Consider the following 22,316-nt stretch of genomic DNA (forward strand, 5'->3'; position numbering starts at 1 on the left):
GGAGAACATCATGAAACATTTAATTTTCCTGCTTCTGCTACTCGGTGCCGGTCAGGCCCAGGCCGAACGCATTAAAGACATCGCCTCGATTGCCGGCGTCCGTACCAACCAGTTGGTGGGCTACGGCCTGGTGACCGGCCTGGACAAAACCGGCGACAAAACCAAGTTTACCGGCCAGAGCTTGCGCAGCATGATGGGCAAACTGGGCATGACCTTACCGCCGGATATCGACCCAAAATCGAAAAACGTGGCCTTGGTCAGCATCCACGCCGATTTGCCGGCCTTTGCCAAACCCGGCCAAAAAATCGACGTTACCGTATCGTCGATGGGCGACGCCAAAAGCCTGCGCGGCGGTTCGCTATTGATGAGCCCGTTACGCGGCGCCGACGGCAACGTCTATGCCATGGCGCAAGGCAATCTGGTCGTCGGCGGCCTCAGCGCCGGCGGCCAGGACGGTTCCAAAGTTACGGTCAATAACCCGCTGGTCGGCCGGATTCCAAGCGGCGCCACGGTGGAACGCATCGTCCCGACTTCGTTCGATCAAAGCCCGGATATGGTGTTCAACCTGAACACCTCCGACTTTACCACCGCCCAGCGCATGGCCGATTCGATCAACAAAACCCTGGGGGCCGATACCGCGCAAGCCATAGACGCTACCTCGATCAGCGTCCGCGCCCCGGTCAATCCGGCGCAACGGGTCGGCTTCGCCTCGGTCATCGAAAACATCGAACTGGCACCGGACGATGCGCCGGCCAAAGTGATCGTCAATTCGCGCACCGGCACCGTCATTATCAACAGCAAGGTGCGGGTACAACCGGCAGCGGTATCGCACGGCAGCCTGACGGTGACGATCAGCGAGAATCCGCAAGTCAGCCAACCCAATCCGTTGTCGGGCGGCAGCACCGTGGTGACTCCGCAATCCAACGTCGAGGTCAAGGAAGATAAGAACCACATGTTCGTGTTCAATCCCGGCGTGTCTTTGGACGAAATCGTGCAGGCCGTCAATGGCGTCGGCGCCGGCCCCAGCGACTTGGTGGCGATCCTGGAAGCGCTGAAATCGGCCGGCGCGTTACGTGCCGAATTGATCGTGATTTAACGCTAACCGGCACGTTGTTTTAAACCGGTTTGGGGGGGATTCCTTATGTTGAATGCAGACAGCGCCGCGGTATACACCGACTTTAACAGCCTGGCGAAATTGAAACAGAGCGCCCGCGAGCAATCGCCGGCCGCTGTCAAGGAAGTCGCCAAGCAATTCGAATCGCTATTTCTGAGCATGATGATGAAGAGCATGCGCGACGCCAAACTGGCCGACGGCATTCTGGACAGCCAGCAAAGCGAGTTTTACCGCGATATGTACGACCAGCAAATGGCCATGCATCTGGCCGGCAAACCGGGTGTAGGCTTCGCTGATTTGATCGCCAAACAACTGTCGCCGAAAGCCGCGGAGGAAGACGAAAAAGATCCGAAACTGGCCACCAACGAAGTGTTGAACCGGGCCGCAGGCACCGGCAGCGCTACGCAACCCGACCGCCCACAAACGCTTTCCGGCGGCGGCGCAAGCGACGGTGAACCCTTGGAAAGCTCCGGTCTGGATAGCTTGGAGCGCAGTCTGGCGATGCTCGAACGCAGCCAGAATGCGATGGCCGACCGCTGGCAACACCTGGAACAGGATTTACGAGCCGTACAAACCGCCGGCAGCGACGCACTGTCCTCCAAAGACGAGTTTATCGGCCAATTGCGGCCGCACGCCCAGGAAGCCGCCAAAGCGCTGGGCGTCGACCCTAATCTGTTGCTGGCGCAAGCGGCACTGGAAACCGGCTGGGGCCAAGCCGTGATTAAAAACGGCCGCGGCGAGAACAGTTTCAACCTGTTCAACATCAAAGCCGACAAGTCCTGGCAGGGCAAGCAGACCAAAGCCTTGACGCTGGAATTCGACGGCGCCAGCGCCCGAAAAGAAATGGCCGGCTTCCGCGCCTACGGTTCTTACAAACAAAGTTTCGACGATTACGTGAACTTCATCAAAAGCAATCCGCGTTACAGCGAAGCGCTGAAAAAAGCCGGCAATGCCGGCCAATACATCCGCGAACTGCAACAGGCCGGCTATGCCACCGATCCGCGCTATGCGGAAAAAGTGATGAGCATTTACCACAACCAAAGCGCCGCCGGGGTGGCGGCTTTACCCGACGCGGGCTAGGAGGCGATTATGTCGATGGGCATCTTGGGTACGGCTCTTTCGGGTCTGACTGCGTTTCAACGCTCGCTGGAAACCACCAGCAACAACATCGCCAACGCCAATACCGACGGCTACAGCCGGCAGCGGGTAGAACTGGCCACCCGGCCGGAGCAATTCAACGGCGCCGGCTACATGGGTAACGGCGTGGATGTGGCCAATATCACCCGCAGCTACGACCAATTCATCACCAACCAAGTCCGATCCAGCACGGCAACCTACCACGACCTCAACAGCTTTTACGGCCTGTCGGCGCAAGTCGACAATATCACCGCCGATAATAAAACCGGCTTGGCGCCGGCACTGAAAAGCTTTTTCGACGCGGTAGACGGCGTCGCCAACGATCCGACCTCGATTGCCGCCCGGCAGGTGATGCTGACCCAAACCCAGTCGTTGACGCAACAGTTCAATACCATGAGCGAGCGTTTCGGGAATCTGCGCACGCAAGTCAACCACAACCTGGCCAGTGCGACAGACGAAGTCAACGGTTACGCCAAAACCATTGCCGAGCTCAACGTCAAAATCGTTGCCGACATCGGCCGTTCCAGCGGGAAACAACTGCCGAACGAGCTATTGGACCAGCGCGACCAATTGCTGACCAAAATGGCCGAAAAAGTCGACGTCAGTTACGTGACCCAAGCCGACGGCTCGATCAACGTGTTTATCGGTAAGGGCCAATCGCTGGTATTGGGCAGTTATGCCGCAACGCTATCCTTGCAAGGCGACAGCATGGACGCCGACCACAAACAGCTGATCCTGAACGGCCAAGACATTTCCAAACAAATTTCCGGCGGCAGTATCTACGGCAATCTGCGGTTCCGCGACCAGGTGCTGGACCCGGCGCAGCAACAACTGGGCCTGTTGGCAACCGGCCTGGCAACCGAGTTTAACAACCTCCATCGCGCCGGGTACGATCTAAGCGGTCCACCGGCAGCCACCGGGGTGGATTTATTCGACCTCGGCTCACCCAGCGTGCAAGTACAAGGGCCTCCGGGCAACAATGCCGGCGCCGTCGCCAGCTTCGTTGCGCCGACTTCCGCCGCCAACCTGGGTGCTTCCTACAAACTTGAAGTCACCAGCACCGCTCCCGATACGTTTACCCTGACCAATCTGAGCGACAACACGGTCTACACACCGCTCAGCGCATCGGACCTGAGCGACCCGGCGCCGGCGGTAGCGGCGGCCAACGGCTTTAACATCAGCTTCAGCGGCACATTGACCATCGGCGACTCCTTTACGATCAGCCCCAACTTCAATGCCGCCGCCAATTTGAAATTGAACAGCGCGATCACGAATCCGAAACAAATCGCCGCTGCCAGCGCTGCCGATTTACCGGGCGATAACAGCAACGCCTTGAAATTGGCCAATCTGGAAACCAAGACCAGCATGCTGAGCGGTAAAGCCAGCTTCGGCCAAGTCTACGGACAACTGGTGGCCGACGTCGGCTCGCAAACCCACGCCGCCTCGGTCGGTCGCGAAGCTCAGGATACCTTGTTGAAACAAGCCACCGGCGCCCAACAAAATATCTCCGGAGTCAATCTGGACGAGGAAGCCGCCAACTTGATCAAATTTCAGAACTCGTACCAAGCCGCTGCTAAAGCGGTATCGGTCGCCAATGCCATGTTCGACACCCTGATTGGGGCCTTTCGTTAGGAGATTAGCATGCGTATTTCAACTTCCTGGAATCATCAGCTCGGCTTGAGTGCGATGCTGGATCAACAATCGAAGCTCAACGAAACCCAGTTGAAACTGTCGTCCGGTAAAAAGTATTTGAACCCGGCCGAAAACGCGGTGGCGGCGACCAGCATGCTCAGCCTGGAGCAAAACATAAAGGAAAACCAGCAATACCAAACCAACATCGGAGTGGCGCGGCAACGGCTGGACCTGCAAGAGTCGAATCTGGCAAACGCGACCGACGTCTTGCACCGGATCCGCGAGTTGACGGTACAGGCGCTGAACGACACCAATACTCAAACCAACCGCAAGCAAATCGCGATGGAAATCGACGAGTTGAACAAGCATTTGCTCAGCATCGCCAACACCAAAAACGCCAACGGCGAGTATTTGTTTTCCGGCTACGCCAGCGATAAGCCGGCCTTTACCGACACCCCGGATTACGCTTATCTGGGCGACGGCAACCAACGCCAAATCGGCATCGGCCCCAACCGGGTCGTCACCGACGGCGATCCCGGCGAAGCGGTGTTCGGCACGATCCAGTTGGCACCACTGAGCGCCGGGTCGATCGACAACGTATTGCAAGCAGTTGCTCAGTTATCCAGCGATTTGAAGGCCAACACGCCGAATAAAAATTCGCTGGACGATATCGACCGGGCGCTGGTTCGTTTCGACAATATCCGCGCCTCGACCGGTGCCCGGCTGAATGCATTGGACGGTCAGGAAAACCTGAACGCCGACTATATCCTGGACAACAAAGCGACTGCATCCGACATCGGCGATCTGGACTACGCCGAAGCCCTGAGCAAATTCAATCAGCAACAGATCTCGCTACAAGCCGCGCAGCATGCGTTCACCAAGGTGCAAAACCTGTCGCTGTTCAACTACATATCCTGAGCCCACGCCGGCCGGCGCGGCCGGGACTCAAGTGAAGAATCCAAGCGCCTTCAGCTTGACGACCAGACGCCGGGTGAATTCGGCCTTGTCACGCTGGTCCAGATGCGCGCCATCCGGCAACGCGAAAGCAAATTCCGGATAATCCCAGCAATTAAAGGCAAGCGCCGGACTATGCGCCGCAAACACGTCCCAGCCCGCCTCTCGCGGAAAACGGTATTCCTCTATGGTTCTGACCAGAGCCGTCGACGGGAAATTGATAAAAGCCAGATTGCTGCCCTTGTTCTTGATTTGCCGGGCAAGGTCGTTGGTATAAGCGAATTGGTCTGCGGACAATTGCACCGTAGCCGACTGCCTTAGTTTGTCGCCGACGGCCTGCTCGAACTTCTGCTGCGTATCGATGCCGGCCATATTGATCGGCTGCCCCAGATTTCGTAACACTCGGTTGATGTAAAAACCCGGTTGTTCCACTAATTGGTAGTCGGCATCGCGCTCGCGGTTGGCATCCGTTTTTAAATAAAGCGGCCTGACTTTACCCGGTGTGGTCAGCCGTTTGAACAATTCCAACGGCGGAATGCCGCCGCCGTATAACGCCAAGTGCTGTTGAACCTGGCTTTTCAACAAGGTTTCCAATTTGGCCGACACCAGATCCTTGTATTTTCGGTGATAGAACTCCACCCATTCTTCGGCGCGGTCGCGCGGCCGATTTGCAGTCAGTTTCCAAACGTCGCCGGACACCAACAATTTGCCGGTGATTGCGGGGTCCCGAGCCAGATCGGCCAATACCGGTAAAAATTCCGAGCCGTCTATCGCCAGTTGCACCGGCATCAGACCGGTCTCGGCCGCCAGCACGTCCAGATCCATGCCCAATTGCATCCGCGAGTCGCCCACCAAAATCAAGGCCCGCTTACCCAATAGCGCCGCCTTACCGCGTTGCGCCGCCCACAACTCTTTACTGTCCTGCACGGTCGGCTGAAAGCCGATTTGCCGCAGCCGGAGTTCGACCACGGCCAATAACAATACGGCCGCCAGCAAGCCGAAGCCAAATGCGCGCTTGACGGCGGGCTTGGGTAACCGATCGCTAGAATTGGAAATAAATGAAGGCACGACTGTCACCGTTGGAAAATATGACGACGGAAGTTGTTAAAACGGCGATCAGCGCGCCGCGGACCATGGGTGAAAACCGTTCGAAGATTTGCTCCAGCCGAATTTCGCGGGCGAGAATATGCCAGAGCAGCATGGCCGCCACGATGCCGGCCACCACGATGCGACTGGACTCGGACAGGACCGCGGCACCATCGCTCCGGACCAATGCGGCCGCCATCGCCGCCAGGTTTTCGAAGCCCTGAGCCCGAAACGGAATCCAGGTTAACGACACCAACAAAAATGTCGCCAACATCAGCCCCAGTTTCGCGGCAGAACTTTCAAGGCGAAACCCTGCAGCGTGTTTCAAGCCGTGTTCCACCGCCAAAAACGTGCCGTGAATGACACCCCACAAAGCAAAGGTCCAGGCAGCGCCGTGCCACAAACCGCCCAGAACCATGACCAGCAGTAAGTTAAAACCGGTCCGCAACGGGCGGACGCGGTTACCGCCCAGACTGAAATAAAGGTAATCCCGCAACCAGCTCGATAGCGAAATATGCCAGCGCCGCCAGAAATCGGAGAAGCCCAAAGCGCCGTAAGGGCAATGGAAATTATCGGGCAGGCTGAAGCCCAAGGTCATCGCCGCCCCGATCGCGCACAGTGAGTAGCCGGCAAAATCGAAAAAGATCTGCCCGGAAAAGGCCAGCACCGCCAACCACGCATCCCCCGCACCGAAGGCTGCGGGATCGGCATAGACTTGGTCCACCACCGGCGCCAAGCCGACGTCGGCTAGTATGGCTTTGGCGAACACGCCGAACAAAAACAAGGTCACACCCCAGACGAACTGGTCGACACCGGTTTGCCGCGGCGTCTTGCATTGCGGTAAAAATTGCGGCGCCCTGACGATGGGGCCGGCCACCAGTTGCGGAAAAAATGTCACGAACAAGGAAAAGTCGAGCAAGCTGGTTTCCGCAGCGATTTTGCGTTGATAGACGTCCAGGGTGTAGGACAGGCTTTGAAAGGTATAAAACGAAATGCCGATCGGCAGGACGATGCCTAAAGGTTGCGGTTGGTAGCCTATGCCGAACCAAGCCAAGATTTCGGCAGCGGTTTGATTCAGGAAATCGGCATATTTGAAAAACCCCAGAAAACCCAGATTGACCAGCAGGCTTACCGCCAATAATGCCTTACGCCGCGGCTGATGCTGCGCCGCGCCGATCAGCTTGCCCAGACAAAAATCGACATTGGTCGAAATCCACAGCAACACGACAAACGGCGGGTTCCAGGCCGCGTAAAACAGGTAACTGGCGATCAACAGCATCATTTTGCGGCCGCGCCAATCCCGGATCGAGTAATACAAGACCAGAACGACCAGCCAAAAAATCAAAAATAAGAATGAATCGAATTGCATAAAGACGTTGCTGACCGAGGCCGGAACGGACGGCCGCCGAAAAAGTTTCGGCTAAGCGTAGTCCATAGCGGCAAATTCGGCAGCACGCGGGCCGAATAATCCGCCCCGCGCCGGTTATCTGCCCAGCAGATTAGGTCTTGCGCGCGGCGATGGCCTGGCTCAGTTGGTATACCGCCATCGCGTAAAGCGGGCTGTGGTTGTAGCGGGTGATGACGTAGAAGTTATGCAATCCAAGCCACAAATCCTCGCCGGCCTGTTGCTGATAACTCAACAGTTTGACCTTTTCGGTGCCGGCCAATTGCTGCGGCAATTCGACCTGCAACTGGCGTAGCTCGGCCACGCCGATATCGGGTTTGACGCCTTTGCTCAGGGCCTGCCGATAGGCTTCGCCCTTGGCCGAAACCGGATAGGCTACCGGTGCGCCCGGCTGCCACTGGTTGCGCACGAAATAATGGGCAACGCTGGCGATGGCGTCGGCCGGATTGGTCCAGATATCGCGCTTGCCGTCGCCGTCGAAATCCTTGGCAAAGCTGCGGAAACTGCTGGGCATGAATTGCGGGAATCCCATCGCTCCGGCATAGGAACCCATCGGTTGCAACGGATCCATGTGCTCTTCCCGCGCCAGCACCAGGAATTGCTCGAGTTCCTTCAGAAAGAACTCGCTACGCGGCGGATAGGCAAAGCCGAGCGTGGCTAACGCGTCGATCACCCGGTATTTGCCGGTATGGGCACCGTACTTGGTTTCGACGCCGATGATGGCGACGATGATTTCGGCCGGCACGCCGTACTGGCGCTCCACCGCCTGCAAGGTCGCGGCATTATCTTTCCAGAATTGCACACCGCCGGCGATGCGGGCTTCGGTCATGAAAATTTCCCGGTATTGAAACCAGGGCTTGCCTTCGGCCGGTTTGGACATCGCATCCAGAATCGGCTGCTGGATATTCACGGCTTTGAACAGCGTGCGCAATTCCGTTTCGTTGAACCGGTGCTGCTTGGCCATGTGTTTGACGAAAGCGTTAAACGAATCGGTCGGCGCGATTTCGGCGGCAACCGGGCCGATGCCGATTAACGACAGCAGCAGAACCGCAAATTTGGTTTTCATAGTCATGTCAAAGTTCTATAAAAATGGCCCGGCCGACGACCGGGCGTGCGTTATACCGGCAACAACTTCCGGTGGGTGTGGATGGACATCAAAATACCGAAACCGGCCATCAATGTCACCATCGACGTGCCGCCGTAACTGACCAGCGGCAGCGGCACGCCGACCACCGGCAAAATGCCGATCACCATGCCGATATTGACGAACACATAAACAAAAAAGGTAAACGACAGGCTGCCGGCCAGCAATCGGCAATAGGTATCCTGAGCCTGCACCGCGATATAAAAGCAGCGACTGATCACCAGCAAGTACAACAGCAGCAGGCCGACGCAGCCGAACAAACCGAACTCTTCGGCGAAGACCGCGAAGATGAAATCGGTGGAACTCTCCGGCAGAAAATCCAATTCGGCCTGAGTGCTGCCCAGCCAACCCTTGCCGTTGATGCCGCCCGAACCGATCGCGATTTTGGATTGAATGATATGGTAACCGGTGCCCATCGGATCGGCCTCCGGATTGAACAGCGTCAACACCCGGTTGCGCTGGTATTCGCGCATGAAGTGCCACAGAATCGGCGTCGACGCCGCCAGCCCGACCACCGCGCTCAACATGAACCACCAGGACAAGCCGGCAAAAAACAGCACCGCCGCCCCCGAGCTGGCCACCAACAACGCCGTCCCCAAATCCGGCTGTTTGGCGATCAACAGCACCGGCACCAGCAACAGGCCGGCCGCGATCATCACGTGTTTGGGTTTGGGCGGCAACGAGTGCTCGGCCAAATACCAAGCCACCATCATCGGCGCGCTGATTTTAGTGAACTCGGACGGCTGAAACCTAAAAAACCCCAAATCCAGCCAACGTTGAGCCCCCATACTGATCTGGCCGATGACCGCCACACCAACCAGCAACAGCACACATACCGAGAACAACACGACGGAAAAGCTCTGAAACCGGCGCGGATTGATATGCGCCAACACCGTCATCAAACCGATCGCCAAGCCGGCGCGGCTGGCATGCCGCACCAGCATCGAAACTTGCTGGCCGCCGGCGCTGTACAAAATCACGCAACTCAACGCCAAGATCATCAGCAAACCGATGAATAGCGGTATGTCGATATGCAATTTACGCAGTAGGCTGCCAAGCAACGACGGCGCCTGGAATTGCTCGTTGCGCATTTCGTGTCTCATGGCGCGGCATCCTTGGGCTGATTAAGGTAAGCGTCGATAATTTCGGCCGCAATCGGCGCGGCAACCGAACCGCCGTGGCCGCCATGCTCGGCGATCACCGCAACGGCGATCTGCGGATCGTGCACCGGCGCCAAGGCGATAAACAAGGCATGGTCGCGCATTTTGAAATCGATCGCGTCCTCGTTGTACTTTTCCTCCTGCTTGACCGTGAACACCTGTGCCGTTCCGGTTTTGCCGGCAATCTGGTAATTGATGTTTTTTGCGATCAATTTCGCCGTGCCGCGCGGGCTGTGCACCACATTGGTCATGGCGCGGAGGATGTTGTCCACATTGGCCGGCTTCAATGGAATGTCGGGGACGATACGCAATTCGGGCGGTGCCGCATAGTCGGGCGTGATGATTTCATGGGCCAAATGCGGATTGACTACTTTGCCGTAATTAGCCAGCGTCGCGGTAGCCCGCGCCAACTGCAACGGCGTCACCTGGGTATAGCCCTGGCCAATCCCGGTAATCACCGTCTCACCGGGAAACCAGGCTTGGTTGCGATACCGCCGTTTCCATTCCTTGGACGGCATCAGGCCGTCGACCTCTCCCACCAGATCGATACCGCTCTTTTCGCCGAAACCGAATTTGTTCATGAAACTGGACATTCTGTCGATACCCAGGGCCATCGCCAAGTCGTAAAAATACACATCGCAGGATTCGGTGATCGCTTCGTTCATATCGACCATGCCGTGGCCCCATTTCTTCCAATCCCGGTATTTATGATCGACGTTGGGCAATTTGTAATAGCCGGGGCAAAACAAACGGTGGCCGTAATCGATCACGCCATACTCCAGGCCGGCCAGCGCATAGAACGGTTTCATCGTCGATCCGGGCGGGTACAAGCCGCGCAAGGCCCGGTTGTATAGAGGCTGATCCTCGGAATCCTTCAAGGACTTGTAATCCTTGGCCGAGATGCCGGACACGAACGGATTGGGGTCGAAACCCGGCCGGCTGGCGAACACCAGCACCCCACCGGTCTTGATTTCGATTGCCACCGCGGCGCCGTTATATTCCTGCAGCGCGTTGTAAGCGATTCTTTGCAAATCGATATCCAGCGTCAAATAAATATTGGAGCCGGCCACCGGCTCCACGGTCGACACGGTGCGCAAGGCTCTGGACTGGGCGTTGGTTTCGATCTCTTCGTAGCCGGCGGTACCGAGCAAATGGCTTTCGTAATACTTTTCGATGCCGATTTTGCCGATCTGGTCGGTGCCGCGGTATTGCTCCAGAGGCAGTTTTTTCAGCTCATCCTCGCTGATCCGGCCCACGTAACCGACCACGTGCGCCGCCAAGTCGGCGTAGGGGTAATGCCGCACCAGCCGGGCATAAACATCGACGCCGGGAAAATACGGCCGCACCACGGCAAACTTGGCGACATCCTCGTCGGTCAGGTTTTGCAGCAATGGCGTCGTGGTAAAGGATTTATTGCGCTTGCGCAGCTTATGGAAGGCGTCGATTTTTTCGTCGGAAATATTCAACAACTGCTGCAACCGCTTCAGCGTATCGTCCAGGTCGCCGATCTGTTCCGGGATCAATTCCAGGCTGTAAGTCGGCACGTTTTCCGCCAACATCCGGCCTTTGCGGTCGTAAATCACGCCCCGGGTCGGCGGCAGCGGCGAGATTTTGATGCGGTTGTCTTTGGAGAGCGTGGCGTAATGCTCGTGACCGACCACCTGCAGATAAACCAGGCGCACCACCAGTCCGACTATCAGGAACAAGATCAAGATAAAAGCCGTAACGATACGGCTCAGAAACAGGCGGCTTTCCGCCAACGGGTCCTTGATCGCGAATTTTCTATCCATACCCGATCAGACGATGCGCGCCATGACCCGGATATAGCGCAACACCACAAACACCAGCGGCCAGGCCAAAGTTCCGCTCAGCACCGGATACCAGAACTCCAGCGGCAAACGGTTGCCGGCGCGCATGCTTTCCAAGCCGAAAGTGACGCATTGCGATGCCAGCAGACAACACAACACCCACAGGCACTGTTGCACGATGGGGAATTGGCGCAGCCGGCGATGTTCGTTGATGCTGAAGTAACAGACCAGCGCATAGATCAATCCATACTGCCCCAATAACCGGCCGGTCAACACGTCGGTCAGCAGCCCCACGCTCCAAGCGGTAAACACTCCAAACCTTTCCGGCAAAGCAATCGACCAGTAAATCAACACCAAAACCACCCAATCCGGATTAAAGATGTCCATTGCCGGAAATAAGGACATCACCCTGAGCACCATCGCCGCAGCAACGGTAACCAGGAAATAGGTAGCCGCCAACAGGTCAAGGCGCGCCATTGGCACTCTCCCGTCCGTCCTGAACATCGGCCGGCGGCTTGCCCGGTTCGCCCAGCACCACCGGCGTCGAATGGCTCCAGACGATCAAAAATTCGCGGCTCTTGTCCAGATCGGCTTTCGGTGTGGCGTAGATATTGGCGAAAGACTTGTCCGGTCTGGCCTCGAACTTATCGACTACGGCGACCGGGTAACCCGCCGGAAACACACCGCCCAAGCCGGAGGTGACCAGCAAGTCGCCCGGCACGACATCGGCGTTATTTGCCAGGAACGGCAAGTGCAGACGGTTGGGTTGGCCGGTACCGAAGGCAATGGTACGCAAACCGTTGCGGTTGACTTGCACCGGAATGGCATGGTCCGGGTCGGTAATCAGCATCACCTCGGAACTGGACGGCAACGCTCGGACCACTTGGCCGACAATGCCGTTGGCATCGAGCACCGGCTGCTCGGCGTGCACGCCAAATCGGGCGCCTTTATTGACCACCACGGTGTGCTCGTACGGCGCCAGTTTCACCGAGACCAGCTCGGCTATCAATACTTGCTCGCCGAGTTGAAACGAGTTCTCCAGCAACATGCGCAGGCGGGTGTTTTCCTTTTCCAAGGCGGCCAGTTTCAACAATTTGGCGTCGTTGACGAATTGCTGCTCTTTCAAGCGGCGATTCTCTTTTTGCAACTCAACGAAGGAAATCACCGTGTCGGAGACGGAATGGGACAAGTCCACCGGCAATGAAGCCAGGGCCTGCAACGGATAGGTCAGCACCGACAGCAAGGAACGCAAGCGGCTCAGCCGCTCGCTACGGTAATCGATCACCAGCATCGAAACGGAAACCAGCAACGCTACCAGCAACCGGGTATTTAGCGAAGGACCTTTGGCGAATAAAAGTTTGATGGCAAACCTCTAATGTCTAAACGCAACGTTCAAAATCGCCGCCAACGCGTGCGGAAGACGTCAAGCCCGGCTTGGAACAATACCGGGCCAGATACAAGTATGAATTAAGAAGGACGGGCTTTGGCCTCCGCACCAGCCCCGGCAGAAATGCTGTCGGATATTATTCCAAGGAAAACGCCGAAGCACCTTTGGCGTCGAGCATTTCCAGCACCATACCGCCACCGCGGGCGACGCAGGTCAAAGGGTCGTCGGCGATATAAACCGGCAAGCCGGTTTCCTCGGAGATCAAGCGGTCGATATCTTTCAACAAAGCCCCACCACCGGTCAACACAATACCGCGGCTGGCAACGTCGGCACCCAGTTCCGGCGGGGTCTGCTCCAATGCCACCTTGACCGCGCTGACGATGCCGGACAACGGCTCCTGCAGGGCTTCCAGAATTTCGTTGCTGTTCAGCGAGAAACTGCGCGGCACGCCCTCGGCCAGATTGCGGCCGGTGACCTGCATCTCCCGCACTTCGCTACCGGGGTAGGCGGCGCCGATTTCGTGTTTGATTTTTTCCGCAGTGGCTTCGCCGATCAAGGTGCCGTAATTGCGCCTCACATAGCTGATGATGGATTCGTCGAAGCGATCGCCACCGATTCGTACCGAAGCGGAGTAAACGATACCGTTCAACGAGATCACCGCCACTTCGGACGTACCGCCGCCGATATCCAATACCATCGAACCGTGCGCGGCATCGACCGGCAGGCCGGCACCGACCGCGGCCGACATCGGCTCTTCGATCAGGTAGACTTCGCGGGCGCCGGCCATCGCCGCCGACTCGCGAATCGCCCGCCGTTCGACCTGGGTCGAGCCGCAGGGCACGCAGATCAGGATGCGCGGACTGGGACGCAGCAATTTGTTTTCGTGTACTTTTTTGATAAAAAACCGCAGCATGCGCTCGGTGACGGCAAAGTCGGCGATCACGCCGTCTTTTAATGGCCGGATCGCGGTGATGTTGCCGGGTGTGCGGCCCAGCATGTTTTTGGCGTCGGCGCCGATCGCGGCGATGGTTTTCTGGCCGCGAATTTTGTCTTCCTTGATTGCAACAACAGACGGTTCATTGAGTACGATGCCCTGGCCCGGAACATAAATCAGCGTATTTGCCGTTCCCAAATCGATTGACAAATCGTTGGAAAACAGGCCACGAATTCTTTTAAACATTTTGAGCAGTACCCTAAGCGCACACGGAAAATCCCGCTACTTTATCAATCAAGCGGGTATTTGAGCAAGATATAAAGTATCATAGTTTTACTAAGAAAACCTGGAGTTAGAAGAATGTCCTTAACGGCGAATGACGTTAAAAAAATCGCTCACTTAGCAAGGTTGGGCATTGCCGAACAAGACGTCGAACACTATGCGCAAGACCTGTCCGGCATATTGGATTTGATGACCAAAATGGGCCAACTCGATACCGCCGGCACCGCGCCGATGGCGCATCCCTTGGACCAAACCCAGCGCCTGCGCGCCGACCGCGTGACCGAAACCAACCAGCGCGAGCATTTCCAAGCCATCGCCCCGCAAACCGAAGCCGGTTTGTATCTGGTTCCCAAAGTCATCGAGTAAGGACACCCCATGCACAACAAGACTTTAACCGAACTGGCGGCCGGCCTGCGCGCCAAACAATTTTCCAGCGTCGAACTGACGCACGCCTTTTTGGCACGGATCAAACAACACCCAGCGCTGAACGCCTTCATCACCATCAGCGAGGAACACGCGTTAGCCCAGGCCGCGGCCGCCGATCAACGCTTGGCCACCGGCGATGCAAGCGATTTGACCGGGATTCCGATCGCCCACAAAGACATTTTCTGTACTCTGGGCGTTAAAACCAGTTGCGGCTCGAAAATGCTGGACAACTTTGTCGCGCCTTACGATGCCAGCGTCGTCGATAAATTCAACCAGGCCGGGGCCGTGACGCTGGGCAAATTGAACATGGACGAATTCGCGATGGGCTCGTCCAACGAAACCAGTTTCTACGGCCCGGCGCGTAACCCCTGGAACACCGATTGCGTCGCCGGCGGCTCGTCCGGCGGCTCGGCAGTCGCCGTCGCCGCACGCTTGGCACCGGCGGTGACCGGCACCGATACCGGCGGCTCGATCCGCCAGCCGGCGGCGTTTTGCGGCATCACCGGTTTGAAACCGACTTACGGCCGGGTATCGCGTTACGGCATGATCGCCTACGCCTCCAGTCTGGACCAGGGCGGGCCGATGGCGCGTAACGCCGAAGACGCTGCGCTGTTGCTGCAAACCATGGCCGGCTTCGATAGCAAAGATTCCACCAGCGTCGACCAACCGGTTCCGAATTACAGCGCCGGCCTGAACGACAGTCTGCAGGGCTTGAAAATCGGCCTGCCCAAACAGTTTTTCAGCAGCCAGCTCGATAGCCAAATGGCGGCAACGATTCAGGCCGCGATTGCCGAATACCAAAAACTCGGCGCCACGGTGCAGGAAGTGGATATGCCAAACCTGGAACTGGCGATTCCAGCCTATTACGTGATCGCCTCGGCCGAATGCTCGTCCAACCTGTCGCGTTACGATGGCGTCCGTTTCGGTTACCGCTGCCAAAATCCAGCAGACCTGACCGACCTCTACACCCGTTCGCGTGGCGAAGCCTTCGGTGCCGAAGTCAAACGCCGCATTCTGATGGGCACTTATGCGTTGTCGGCCGGCTATTACGACGCCTATTACCTGAAGGCTCAGCAAGTACGTCGCCTGATCAGCGACGACTTCAAGCGCGCGTTAAGCGAGGTGGATGTGCTGATGGGACCGGTCACGCCCGGCACTGCCTTCAAAATCGGCGCAAAAACCAGCGACCCGATCCAAATGTATTTGGAAGATATTTACACCATCGCCATCAACCTGGCGGGTTTACCGGCGATGTCGATTCCGGCCGGCTTCATCGGCGGACTGCCGGTCGGTTTGCAGGTGATCGGCAATTATTTCAGCGAAGCCAAATTGCTGAACATCGGCCACCGCTACCAGCAAGTCACCGACTGGCATTTGCAATTACCGAAAGGCTTCGAATAGCACGGGAGGCAACATGGCGCCTATCACGCAACTTTCGCAACTGGATTTGAACGGCACGTACAGCTATGCCGATTATATGACTTGGCGGCTGGAGGAAAGCGTCGAGTTGATCAAGGGTAAGATCCTGGCGATGTCGCCGGCGCCGAGCAGGAAGCATCAATCTGTCGCCGGCAACTTGTTTTTGAGTTTGGGCAACCACTTCAAACACAAACAATGCAATGTCTACGTAGCACCCTTCGACGTCAAACTTTACGACCGGCGTAAATCCCTCCTTCAAGACCGCGACGTATTTAGCGTGGTGCAACCCGATCTGTGCGTGATCTGCGACCGGGAAAAACTGACCGAACAGGGCTGCGACGGCGCCCCGGACTGGATTATCGAAATTTTATCTCCGGGCAACAGCCAACGGGAGTTGCGCCTGAAATACCAGCTGTATCAAGAAAGCGGCGTCACTGAATACTGGATCGTACATCCGTACGAACAAACACTGTACCAGTTCGTCCTCGACGAGCAGGAAAAATACCAGCTGCATGCCATGCACCCCGGCGACGAAATCGCCACGCCGTATTTATTCCCCGACCTGCAAATCGACCTGAACGACGTTTTTGCCGAATAAGTTTTAAAAGGAAAGCACCATGAGCTCACAATGGGAAGCCGTCATCGGCCTGGAAATCCACACCCAACTCTCTACAAAATCCAAAATCTTTTCCGGTGCCGCCACCGCGTATGGCGCCGAACCCAATACCCAGGCCTGCGCGGTCGATTTGGGTTTGCCCGGCGTGTTGCCGGTGCTGAATCAGGACGCGGTGCGCAAGGCCGTCACCTTCGGCCTGGCCATCGACGCTGAGATTGCCCCGCACTCAATCTTCGCCCGTAAAAACTACTTTTATCCTGATTTACCGAAAGGCTACCAAATCAGCCAGTTCGAACTACCCATCGTCGGCAACGGCCATCTGGATATCGAAGTCGACGGCGAGACCAAACGCATCGGCATCACCCGCGCCCATTTGGAAGAAGACGCCGGCAAATCCTTGCACGAAGATTTCCACGGCTTGACCGGCATCGATTTGAACCGAGCCGGCACGCCACTGCTGGAAATCGTCTCCGAGCCGGACATGCGCTCGGCCAAGGAAGCCGTGGCCTACATGCGCAAACTGCACGAACTGGTGCGCTACCTGGAAATCTGCGACGGCAACATGCAGGAAGGCTCGTTCCGCTGCGACGCCAACGTCTCGGTCCGCCCCAAAGGCCAGAAGGAATTCGGCACCCGCGCTGAAATCAAGAACATCAACTCCTTCCGTTTCGTCGAAAAAGCCATCAATCACGAAATCGAACGACAGATTGACCTGATCGAAGGCGGCGGCAAAGTGGTGCAGGAAACTCGCCTGTACGACGCCAACAAAGACGAAACCCGCTCCATGCGCAGCAAGGAAGAAGCCAACGACTACCGTTATTTTCCCGATCCCGACTTGTTGCCGGTCGTGATCGAAGAATCGCTGAAAGCGGAAATTCGCGCCACGTTGCCGGAACTGCCGGATGCCAAGAAAAGCCGCTTCATCGCCCAATACGGCATGGACGGCGAAAGTGCCGCCACCTTGACCTCGTCGCGCGAACTGGCCGACTTTTACGAAAGAGTTGTGGCCGAATCCGGCGAAGCCAAATTGGCGACCAACTGGCTGACCGGCGATGTACTCGGCGCACTAAACAAGGCCGGCCTGGAAATCGGCGATTGCCCGGTCAGCGCCGAGCGTATGGCCGGCCTGCTGAAACGGGTCGCCGACAACACCATTTCCGGCAAAACTGCGAAGCAGGTGTTCGACAAACTGTGGAACGGCAGCGAAACCGCGGATGAAATCATCGAAAAAGAAGGCTTGAAGCAAATCACCGATACCGGCGCCATCGAAGCCATCGTCGACAGCGTCATCGCCGCCAATCCGGGGCCGGTAGAGCAATATTTGTCCGGCAAAGAAAAAGCGCTGATGGCTCTGGTCGGCCAAATCATGAAGCAGACCCAAGGCAAGGCCAACCCGGCCGAAGTCAACAAAATGTTGATCGCCAAGCTTAAAGGCTAAGCGTAGCGGCCCCCGTTAAGCATGGGGGCCGTAGCACAGTCTCCGCCCTCACTGACCGCTCGCCTAATCCGGCAGCGGTCAGCGGGCCAACCGCTTATTTCGGCGCTTTACCGTACAAGGCGTAGGCGCCGAACCGCATCTGGTGCGCCCTGCCCAGCTTCTCTTTATTGAAGTCGATCGAGAACTGCTCGGTCAACTTGTCGCCGTCCCAACTATAAGCCTTGAAGTACTGCTCGTTGTCGGCGCCTTTCTTGTCCCAATTCGCCAGCAGCGACGAGGTGTAATACAGGCGCTTGCCGTCCCAGCTCGACGACACCATGTTGACCTGGGCGCCGATTTTTTGCTCAAACACTTGTTTGGGGTGGAACGGGTCGCTGATGTCGAAGCGGCGGGTCTTGCCGTCCATGAAAGTGTTGACCCACAAGGTCTTGTCGTCGCTGGAGATCGAAATATCCACCGGCAACGGCACCTTGGCCGGTTCGCCGATGTCGGCGACGCCCTTGGCTTGCCATTCGCCTTTGTCATCCTGGTAAATCAGCCAGATTTTCGAGGTCAGCGCGGTGCTGGTGAAGCAGTAATTATGCGCTTCGTCCCAGGCACAACGGATTTCCAGCGGCGCGCCGGGCACATCGAACACTTTTTTCGGCTGGCGACTGTGCAAATCCCATTGCACCACGGTATTGCCGAAGCGCTTCATTGCTTCCGGATCGTTGAGCATTTTGCCGAAGTCCATCATGTAGTTCGACCAGCCGGTGAACGAGGAGGTCAGCATCAAGTTCTTGCGCGGTAAAGCCCTTACGTCGTAGTTGTAGCCGTCGGCATATTTGCCGGATTTGATCGCACCCTGCAGATTGTCGTCGGTCGGTAGCCAGTAGGTGGCGATGTAGTCGCCGGCATTGCTGTATTCCACAATCGCGGTGCGGCCGCCGTGGTCTTTATTATTGGACAGGCCGGTGATGACCATTCGCCCCGGCAAGGCATACAAACTGTGCGGCCCCACCACACCACCGCTCTTGGCAACGAAGTCGGTGATGGTTTTAGTCAATTTGGGTTTGGCCGGGTCAGTGGCGACATCGAAGATGAAAATCTTGTTGGTATCCAGACCGCCGGCCCAAAGAAAGCGGCGGTCATCGGTAAAGTCGGAGTGGTGAGCTTCGTTGCGGCCGCCTACCGACAGGCTGGCGACAACTTTGCCGTATTGCTTGGATTTGGGATTGACGTCGACGGTGACCAGTTTGTCCTGCTCGTCGCCGACGCCTTCCGCGCCCAAGGTCCAGATGTAAACGAAATCCTCCTGGCCGGTGATTTTCGCCATGTACGGCGAGGCGCAGGTTTCGTCGGCACTGGCTGACAGGCTGGCGGTGCCAAGCAATAGCGCTGCGGTAAAGGTGCTGAGTTTAAAGTTCATGGTGTTCTCTCCCCCGAGAAGGTGTTGTGGTGATATAGGCCGGAATAAGCGTCAACGCTTCCGGTAGAATTTACCTGGGCTGCGCCGAAAGGTTTGCCGGAAACGCCTGACGGCTTATTCCGGCCTACCGTTTGAGGCCGCAACATAGGCGATACGCAAGCTGATATCGCTCAATCGGCCGTGGTCGGATCGATCACGGTCTTGATTTCCTCGATCCGATTGGCCGGAAAACCGCCCTGCTCGGCGTGCTCGCGGATCGCCTGTTCGCTGTCGGCGATATAAATGCAATACACCTTGTCGCCGGTCACATAGCTATGCAGCCATTGGATACGCGGCCCCATCTCGCGCAACACGCCGCAGGACTTTTGCGAAATACCTTGCAGCTCGGCTTGCGTCAGCTGACCGGCACCGGGAATGTCGCGTTCGATGATGTATTTGGGCATGATGACCTCCTAATAAATGACCGGTCGTCTAATTTGCCGGCGTTAAAAAATGCTGCCGGGTGGGCAGCGGTTGTTTCGATTCGTAGGCTGGGTAGAATGAAATGAAACCCAGCATTGATATACGCCCAGCAGGGTTTCATTTCATTCTACCCAGCCTACTCACTGTTACATATCATTAAAAAGTTTCTCGGAGATAGTTTTAGCGGAGACACGCCACATTTCATCGATCAACTTCGGATTATCTTCGATCTCTTTTAGAGAAAAACTATTCGACGGATTTCCCAGAGACAAGACTTGCTCTCGATCAAGCCATAAAACCTGACCCGACGAATCGACCAAATTGCATTCAATCGCCAGTATTGGCACCAGCTCTGAACTAAACCCATGAGGCACACTGAAACCATACTGATAAATTCCAATATTTAAGGTTGCGTCATCATGGCTTGCAGTTTCGATAACTTCAAATTTGCCAACTTGCCGTGCAGCTTTAGAGACTTCTTCATAAACGATTTTGTCGATATAAATACCGTTATTTTCAGCAAACCCAAGTAATAAGTCTGCTTCTGATTTATTTGGATTGTTGGCGGCCAATGCACCTATAACACCCAAAAAGCCAGCAGAAACCGCCATCTTTGGGCCAAGATAAAACATGTAAGGCGTCTTATTGATGGATTGGTTTACCTTTACTGACCGAATCTTCAGTCTATTTTCAGTTGTAATAGACTGGGTGGAGGCGCAACCAGCAATAACAAAAGTCAGTAGAATCGAAACAATGTAGCGAGACTGATTCATAAAAAATTCCTTTTAAAAAACTAAAAACAAATTGGATCCACCGACATGGCTGTTTTCGGTAAAACAATGTCACTCTCTTCCGCTCCACGCTATTTGAGATGCAGGAAATATTTCATAAAAAGCGCCGTCTTAGCTCCGCCATGACTTGTTCGCCATCCAGCAGCAGCGCCGAATTGGCGTCTATTTCCTTGCAACGCTTTTCAATTTCTTGCCGCCACTCCTCGGAAATCGGAAAGTCGTCTTCACAATCCAGGCTTTCGATCAATATCTCTGCAATATACGCTCTTGCTGCTGGAGCTAGTTTTAGAGTCTCTTCGGTTATCGTCTTCGCATCCATAAATCACTTTCAATTTAGCGCTAGCATGCGATAAGGTAGGAACTCAATCAAGCCCGAAAATAATCATCCAACAAATCCCGACAAACCGCCTGCAGAGGCTCCACCGATTGTTCGACCTTCATCCGCAGCAGCGCCCCCTGCCAGCCATTCAGCATCAAATCCGCCATGCTTTTCGCCGAACGATCCAGCCTTACCGAGCCTTGCCTTTGGCCACGTTCCAACGCCGCCTGTTGCAAGGCACTGTATCTGCCAACCGCATCCAATAAGGCATCGCGGCACAATGGGCTGGTGTCGCCAATCTCGCCCATGAGATTGCCTAGCAGACAACCGCCCTTGAATCCGGTTTGAGCCACTTCGGCGATCAATCCCAGGTAGTAAGCCTTCAAGGCCGCCAGGCCATCCGTTTCCGGGTTTTGCAAATGGCCGGATAAACGCAGGATAAACGGCTCGATGTAATGATGTATCGCCTGGGCGGCGAATTGTTCCTTGCTGCCGAAATAGCTGTAAAACGAGCCTTTCGGAATCTGTACCGTGTCCAGGATCTCTTTCAGGCCGGTAGCGTGATAGCCTTTTTCCAATAGCAGACTGACGCCCTGCTCGAGCAGCCTGTCTTTTTTGACTTGTTTGGGTGCTGTTTTCGCCATGGACCGCATTATGCGACCGGTCGTCTAATTTGTAAATCAGTTTTTCCTAATTCTTTAATAAGCCTTATCAGCGCTATCGGCTAACGACTCCCGACCAGCCAATTGGCGATTTTTCGGCTTCGTTTTATGTTATGTTGCAGCTTTGTTTCTGCTTACCGATAAACCAGCCACATGAGCATTAAATCAGACCAATGGATTCGCCGCATGTCCGAGCAACACGGCATGATCGAGCCGTTTCAGGCCGGCCAGATTCGCGAATCCGCCCAGGGCCGCATTATTTCCTACGGCACCTCCAGCTACGGCTACGACGTCCGCTGCTCCAACGAATTCAAAATCTTCACCAACATCAACTCCACGATCGTCGACCCGAAGGATTTCGACGAAGCCAGCTTCGTTGACGTCAAATCCGACGTCTGCATCATTCCGCCCAACTCGTTCGCGTTGGCGCGCACCGTCGAATATTTCCGGATTCCGCGCGACGTGCTGGTAGTGTGTTTGGGTAAATCCACCTATGCCCGCTGCGGCATCATCGTCAACGTCACGCCGTTGGAACCGGAATGGGAAGGCCACGTGACATTAGAATTCTCGAACACTACCCCGCTGCCGGCCAAAATCTACGCCAACGAAGGCGTGGCGCAAATGCTGTTTTTCGGCGGCGACGAAATCTGCGAAACCTCGTACAAAGACCGGGGCGGTAAATACCAGGGCCAGACCGGAGTCACCCTACCCAAAGCCTGATCGGCGTCCCGC

At 56.2% G+C, this 22,316-nt stretch carries 22 protein-coding genes; 9 read left to right on the forward strand and 13 right to left on the reverse strand.

The annotated features are described in order from the left end of the window. Positions 1–10: 10 nt before the first annotated feature. From AC0IM9_RS07480 to flgL, 4 genes are read left to right on the forward strand one after another with little or no spacing between them, the layout of a single operon-like run. Positions 11–1,096 carry a flagellar basal body P-ring protein FlgI gene (locus AC0IM9_RS07480; RefSeq protein ID WP_140912473.1) on the forward strand — a complete coding sequence of 362 codons (1,086 nt, stop codon included), beginning with the start codon at positions 11–13 and terminating at the stop codon, positions 1,094–1,096. Positions 1,097–1,141: 45 nt separating this feature from the next. Then, the gene (gene flgJ / locus AC0IM9_RS07485) at positions 1,142–2,194 is read left to right on the forward strand and encodes a flagellar assembly peptidoglycan hydrolase FlgJ (RefSeq protein WP_482803568.1); all 1,053 of its coding nucleotides are present in this window, start codon (positions 1,142–1,144) and stop codon (positions 2,192–2,194) included. A gap of 9 nt (positions 2,195–2,203) precedes the next feature. Then, on the forward strand, positions 2,204–3,883 hold the full coding sequence (gene flgK, locus AC0IM9_RS07490; RefSeq protein WP_482803569.1) for a flagellar hook-associated protein FlgK: 1,680 nt from the start codon (positions 2,204–2,206) through the stop codon (positions 3,881–3,883). Positions 3,884–3,892: 9 nt separating this feature from the next. Beyond that, entirely contained in the window at positions 3,893–4,801 is a 909-nt protein-coding gene (gene flgL, locus AC0IM9_RS07495) for a flagellar hook-associated protein FlgL (protein ID WP_445371569.1), read from the forward strand. A 27-nt stretch (positions 4,802–4,828) separates the two neighbouring features. On the opposite strand, the gene AC0IM9_RS07500 is transcribed toward flgL, so the two are convergent. The 8 genes from AC0IM9_RS07500 to AC0IM9_RS07535 all read right to left on the reverse strand — a co-directional run bounded on the left by AC0IM9_RS07500 (position 4,829) and on the right by AC0IM9_RS07535 (position 14,007). Further along, a complete protein-coding gene (locus tag AC0IM9_RS07500) occupies positions 4,829–5,905 on the reverse strand; it encodes a hypothetical protein (RefSeq protein WP_482803570.1) in 1,077 nt (358 codons plus the stop codon). Then, on the reverse strand, positions 5,880–7,292 hold the full coding sequence (locus AC0IM9_RS07505; RefSeq protein WP_482803571.1) for an MBOAT family O-acyltransferase: 1,413 nt from the start codon (positions 7,290–7,292) through the stop codon (positions 5,880–5,882). Before AC0IM9_RS07505 ends, AC0IM9_RS07500 begins: the two co-directional genes overlap by 26 nt. A gap of 130 nt (positions 7,293–7,422) precedes the next feature. Then, entirely contained in the window at positions 7,423–8,400 is a 978-nt protein-coding gene (gene mltB, locus AC0IM9_RS07510; RefSeq protein WP_482803572.1) for a lytic murein transglycosylase B, read from the reverse strand. Between the two features lie 44 nt (positions 8,401–8,444). Beyond that, positions 8,445–9,575 carry a rod shape-determining protein RodA gene (gene rodA, locus AC0IM9_RS07515; protein WP_140912479.1) on the reverse strand — a complete coding sequence of 377 codons (1,131 nt, stop codon included), beginning with the start codon at positions 9,573–9,575 and terminating at the stop codon, positions 8,445–8,447. Further along, on the reverse strand, positions 9,572–11,422 hold the full coding sequence (gene mrdA / locus AC0IM9_RS07520; RefSeq protein WP_140912480.1) for a penicillin-binding protein 2: 1,851 nt from the start codon (positions 11,420–11,422) through the stop codon (positions 9,572–9,574). Before mrdA ends, rodA begins: the two co-directional genes overlap by 4 nt. Before the next feature lie 6 nt (positions 11,423–11,428). Continuing rightward, the gene (gene mreD / locus AC0IM9_RS07525) at positions 11,429–11,917 is read right to left on the reverse strand and encodes a rod shape-determining protein MreD (protein WP_140912481.1); all 489 of its coding nucleotides are present in this window, start codon (positions 11,915–11,917) and stop codon (positions 11,429–11,431) included. Further along, entirely contained in the window at positions 11,904–12,803 is a 900-nt protein-coding gene (mreC, locus tag AC0IM9_RS07530) for a rod shape-determining protein MreC (RefSeq protein WP_445372956.1), read from the reverse strand. Before mreC ends, mreD begins: the two co-directional genes overlap by 14 nt. A gap of 160 nt (positions 12,804–12,963) precedes the next feature. Further along, the gene (locus tag AC0IM9_RS07535) at positions 12,964–14,007 is read right to left on the reverse strand and encodes a rod shape-determining protein (RefSeq protein ID WP_054760567.1); all 1,044 of its coding nucleotides are present in this window, start codon (positions 14,005–14,007) and stop codon (positions 12,964–12,966) included. Positions 14,008–14,121: 114 nt separating this feature from the next. On the opposite strand from AC0IM9_RS07535, the gene gatC reads away from it, so the two are divergent. The 4 genes from gatC to gatB are packed head-to-tail and all read left to right on the forward strand — an operon-like array spanning position 14,122 to position 17,942. Further along, positions 14,122–14,409, forward strand: a complete 288-nt coding sequence (gatC, locus tag AC0IM9_RS07540) for an Asp-tRNA(Asn)/Glu-tRNA(Gln) amidotransferase subunit GatC (RefSeq protein ID WP_482803573.1) — start codon at positions 14,122–14,124, stop codon at positions 14,407–14,409. 9 nt (positions 14,410–14,418) lie between these two features. Further along, positions 14,419–15,870 carry an Asp-tRNA(Asn)/Glu-tRNA(Gln) amidotransferase subunit GatA gene (gene gatA, locus AC0IM9_RS07545; RefSeq protein WP_482803574.1) on the forward strand — a complete coding sequence of 484 codons (1,452 nt, stop codon included), beginning with the start codon at positions 14,419–14,421 and terminating at the stop codon, positions 15,868–15,870. Between the two features lie 13 nt (positions 15,871–15,883). Further along, on the forward strand, positions 15,884–16,486 hold the full coding sequence (locus AC0IM9_RS07550; protein WP_482803575.1) for a Uma2 family endonuclease: 603 nt from the start codon (positions 15,884–15,886) through the stop codon (positions 16,484–16,486). Positions 16,487–16,505: 19 nt separating this feature from the next. Beyond that, positions 16,506–17,942 (forward strand): Asp-tRNA(Asn)/Glu-tRNA(Gln) amidotransferase subunit GatB, encoded by a 1,437-nt coding sequence (gene gatB / locus AC0IM9_RS07555; protein ID WP_482803576.1) that lies wholly within the window; start codon positions 16,506–16,508, stop codon positions 17,940–17,942. Between the two features lie 94 nt (positions 17,943–18,036). On the opposite strand, the gene mtoX is transcribed toward gatB, so the two are convergent. The 5 genes from mtoX to AC0IM9_RS07580 form a co-directional block, all read right to left on the reverse strand. Next, positions 18,037–19,350, reverse strand: coding sequence for a methanethiol oxidase (gene mtoX / locus AC0IM9_RS07560; protein ID WP_482803577.1), 1,314 nt, complete (start codon positions 19,348–19,350; stop codon positions 18,037–18,039). A gap of 170 nt (positions 19,351–19,520) precedes the next feature. Then, on the reverse strand, positions 19,521–19,793 hold the full coding sequence (locus AC0IM9_RS07565; protein ID WP_278210606.1) for a DUF4242 domain-containing protein: 273 nt from the start codon (positions 19,791–19,793) through the stop codon (positions 19,521–19,523). A 165-nt stretch (positions 19,794–19,958) separates the two neighbouring features. Continuing rightward, positions 19,959–20,585, reverse strand: coding sequence for a hypothetical protein (locus AC0IM9_RS07570; protein ID WP_482803578.1), 627 nt, complete (start codon positions 20,583–20,585; stop codon positions 19,959–19,961). Positions 20,586–20,697: 112 nt separating this feature from the next. After that, positions 20,698–20,922, reverse strand: coding sequence for an addiction module protein (locus AC0IM9_RS07575; protein WP_278210603.1), 225 nt, complete (start codon positions 20,920–20,922; stop codon positions 20,698–20,700). A 47-nt stretch (positions 20,923–20,969) separates the two neighbouring features. Beyond that, the gene (locus tag AC0IM9_RS07580; RefSeq protein ID WP_482803579.1) at positions 20,970–21,566 is read right to left on the reverse strand and encodes a TetR/AcrR family transcriptional regulator; all 597 of its coding nucleotides are present in this window, start codon (positions 21,564–21,566) and stop codon (positions 20,970–20,972) included. Positions 21,567–21,737: 171 nt separating this feature from the next. Between AC0IM9_RS07580 and dcd the strand changes: the two genes are divergently transcribed. Further along, a complete protein-coding gene (gene dcd, locus AC0IM9_RS07585; RefSeq protein WP_140912492.1) occupies positions 21,738–22,304 on the forward strand; it encodes a dCTP deaminase in 567 nt (188 codons plus the stop codon). Positions 22,305–22,316: the final 12 nt, after the last annotated feature.

The sequence above is a fragment of the Methylomonas sp. Uni0011 genome (assembly GCF_056850255.1).